Here is a 2,001-nt window from a genome sequence, read left to right on the forward strand (position 1 = left end):
GCAAAAATGCCACGCGTTGCGAATCACTCTTAAACAGTTTGTTAGGCATTTTTTACCGATAAACTCTGACTATCGTGTTTGAATTTTACAATTTTCATATACGTCAACATATACTCTTTGTTACCTGTACAAATAGCGTCCCTAATGTGATCAATAAAATCAAAAAGAACAGCACGCCATTGGAACGAACTATAATTGAATACATTTTGAACAATCATTGTTGTTGTCAAAATAGAATTGTGAATTACGGCAATTTGTGAGGGGAATTTATCTACAGATTCAATTCCAGTAATAGTGAAAAAATCTTGTTGCCCATCGTTTGACATCGGATGAACGTGCATAGACGCAAGGTCATAACCAAATTTATATAAGAAATCCATCCCGATTTCCTTTGCAACACTTTCTGCCTTCGGGCGACTCCATTTAGGTTTGGCTTTTTGTACAGACTTTACCTTTGCAGCAAAATTGTCATTAAAGTAGTACACTTGGGATGTTTGCTCAATTGGAAATCTCTTGTCACTTTTCGCTAAGTTGTGCGCTTGAAACTGCCTGTAAATAGACCAATCATCAAACAACTCAAATTCATCGTGTTTAGCAATGTGCTCTAAATGAAAAAACCGGTCCATTTGTGCTCTATAAATAGCCCAACAATCTTGATAATTTTCGATTTCCCATAAAGCAAAAATACCCTTCAAACTCATAGATGTTTTGGCAAGAAAGTTACGCAATATTGTATCTTTGATACTTAAATCAGATTCTTTTGCGAATTCAAAAAGTAGCATACCGCACATAGTTACCAGAGCATCTTTAACATCGTTATATTCTTCAATCGTTCTGTATTGGTCCATATGATTTCCTAATGCCTAACGCCCTGCTAAGGGGTGAACAACGCAATACCGAAGCCGCTGCATACCACCTTAATCACTAAAATCAACGCATAGTAAAAATGCCACGCGTTGTGAATCCCTCTTGAGCAGTTTGTTAGTTTGCAAACCCAAAGCGTTGATTTTACGTTATTTAAAACTTTGCAAACAATAAACTTTATGTGTTTTGATGCACTTAATTCAGGCGTAGTCTCAAAGCGACTACTCAATGAAACCACGTGGAACAAACAACGTCGCAGAAAACGAACTCACAACACCAAAAAGCGCTTTTGGAAAACCAATCTCACAATGCGGACTTTCAACAAAGCCACTGAAACCACATGAACTTACCACACCTGAGAAAACGCAATTTCAGCGAGTAGATCGGCTTTTGTACCAACAAACTTAACGAGCAGAATTTCAGCAAAAAAGTTCGACTCAGGGAACCCAAAAGTCGCCGCACCAAAAGACAAATTAACCGTTGAAACGATGCCAATTTTGAATTTTCACCACGCTAGTTAACGCTAAAATTGAAAGCCAATACGACAATTTCAACTTTGAGCTTTTACCACTAGATGTTGCGATATAGCTGCGTTTTTCCTCTTGCAAACTAACGCCCTGTTAAGGGGTGAGCAACGCAATACCGATGCCGCCGCATACCGCCTTAAACACTAAAACCAACGCATAGTAAAAATGCCACGCGTTGCGAATCCCTCTTGAACAGTTTGTTATGTGTGTTTTTCTTGCAGTGCCTCGAAAGCTAACTCTTCAAACTCACCTGTTAACTCAGTGCCTAATTCATCTTGTAATTTGTAGCAAATCTGATGCTTACCGATAGCTGCGCTACCCTCTAAACCAAGTAGAATTGTATACAGAGCATCCGTCAAAGACTCATCCACAACGCCTTTTATTACATCTAACTGCTTCGCATCGATACCAGCGTCTTCCAACGTATTTAGGCGAGATATTTCTGAATCCTTCGAAAAGTAGCCTTCAACTAGCTCACGTTTGAGCTCAGAGAACTCATTTACAAATTCCTCAGAAGATATTGAGATTTTCACTTTTGTTACAATTCCTTCAAAACACATAACGCCCTGTTAAGGTGTGAGCAACGCAATAACGATGCTGCCGCATGCCA

General features: G+C 39.0%; 2 protein-coding genes. Both read right to left on the reverse strand.

The features are described from left to right. Window positions 1-41: 41 nt before the first annotated feature. On the reverse strand, window positions 42-848 hold the full coding sequence (locus tag KIV41_RS12975; RefSeq protein WP_182020257.1) for a DUF5677 domain-containing protein: 807 nt from the start codon (window positions 846-848) through the stop codon (window positions 42-44). A 743-nt stretch (window positions 849-1,591) separates the two neighbouring features. Further along, window positions 1,592-1,924: a hypothetical protein gene (locus KIV41_RS12990; RefSeq protein WP_010448828.1), complete on the reverse strand. Its 333-nt coding sequence runs from the start codon at window positions 1,922-1,924 to the stop codon at window positions 1,592-1,594. Window positions 1,925-2,001: the final 77 nt, after the last annotated feature.

Origin of the sequence: Vibrio sp. D401a (assembly GCF_030248515.1) — a bacterium.
GTDB classification, from domain to species: Bacteria; Pseudomonadota; Gammaproteobacteria; order Enterobacterales; family Vibrionaceae; genus Vibrio; species Vibrio rotiferianus.

Bases quoted from the DNA above. Each gene is read 5' to 3' on its own strand.
- KIV41_RS12975 (WP_182020257.1), bottom strand. From the start codon at position 848: ATGGACCAATACAGAACGATTGAAGAATATAACGATGTTAAAGATGCT.